Annotated in this window: 1 protein-coding gene and 1 pseudogene; both read left to right on the top strand. The window is 67.8% G+C overall.

The window, feature by feature from the left end:
* Positions 1–476: pseudogene (locus tag ACWD3C_RS48590) on the top strand (2-oxoacid:acceptor oxidoreductase subunit alpha); the annotation flags it as partial.
* Positions 469–1,512, top strand: a 1,044-nt coding sequence (locus ACWD3C_RS48585; protein WP_451155249.1) for a 2-oxoacid:ferredoxin oxidoreductase subunit beta, incomplete at its 3' end; no start/stop codon positions are given. The pseudogene ACWD3C_RS48590 and the gene ACWD3C_RS48585, both read left to right, overlap by 8 nt.

Below are 1,512 nucleotides of genomic sequence, written 5' to 3'. Positions count from 1 at the left end.
TCCCGGGCACGCCGGGCCTCGAACACCGCATCGGCGGCATCGAGAAGCAGGACGGCACGGGCAACATCTCGTACGACCCCGCCAACCACGACCTGATGGTCCGCACCCGGCAGGCGAAGGTCGACGGCATCGGGGTACCCGACATCGAGGTGGACGACCCGCACGAGGCGCGCACCCTCGTCCTGGGCTGGGGTTCGACGTACGGCCCGATCACAGCGGCGGTACGGCGGCTGCGGACGGCCGGGGAGTCCATCGCGCAGGCGCATCTGCGGCACCTGAACCCGTTCCCGCGGAATCTCGCCGCCGTGCTGAAGCGTTACGAGAAGGTGGTGATCCCCGAGATGAACCTCGGTCAGCTCGCCATGCTCGTCCGGGCGAAGTACCTGGTGGACGCCCACTCGTACAACCAGGTCAACGGTATGCCGTTCAAGGCTGAGCAGCTCGCCAAGGCTCTCAAGGAGGCCATCGATGGCTGAGACGTCCACGACGTCCACGGAAGGCACGGGCACGATCGAGGCGCTTTCCCTCGTGCCCAAGGCCGAGGCCAAGCAGTCCATGAAGGACTTCAAGTCCGATCAGGAAGTGCGCTGGTGCCCCGGCTGCGGTGACTACGCGATCCTGGCCGCCGTGCAGGGCTTCATGCCCGAGCTGGGGCTCGCCAAGGAGAACATCGTCTTCGTCTCGGGCATCGGCTGCTCCTCACGCTTCCCGTACTACATGAACACGTACGGCATGCACTCCATCCACGGCCGCGCGCCCGCCATCGCGACCGGGCTGGCCTCCTCCCGGCGGGACCTGAGCGTGTGGGTGGTCACGGGTGACGGCGACGCGCTGTCCATCGGCGGCAACCACCTCATCCACGCGCTGCGGCGGAATGTGAACCTGAAGATCCTGCTGTTCAACAACCGGATCTACGGCCTGACCAAGGGCCAGTACAGCCCGACCTCCGAGGTCGGCAAGATCACCAAGTCGACGCCGATGGGTTCGCTGGACGCGCCCTTCAACCCGGTCTCGCTGGCGATCGGCGCGGAGGCGTCCTTCGTGGCCCGGACGGTCGACTCGGACCGCAAGCACCTCACCCAGGTCCTGCGCGAGGCGGCCGCCCACCCGGGCACCGCACTCGTCGAGATCTACCAGAACTGCAACATCTTCAACGACGGCGCCTTCGACGCCCTCAAGGACAGGCAGCAGGCCGAGGAAGCCGTGATCCGCCTGGAGCACGGCAAGCAGATCCGCTTCGGCACGGACGGCTCCCGCGGTGTCGTACGGGACCGGGCCACGGGTGACCTGAAGGTCGTCACGGTGACCCCGGAGAACGAGGCGGAGGTCCTGGTCCACGACGCCCACTCCGCCTCCCCGACCACGGCGTTCGCGCTGTCCCGCCTGGCCGACCCGGACACCCTGCACCACACCCCGATCGGCGTGTTCCGCTCCGCCGAGCGTCCGGTGTACGACACCCAGATGACCGAGCAGCTCGACACGGCCATCGAGCAGAACGGCAAGGGCGACCTG

It is taken from the genome of Streptomyces sp. NPDC002845, from assembly GCF_053591955.1.
This window is presented reverse-complemented; position numbering and strand designations above follow the sequence as displayed.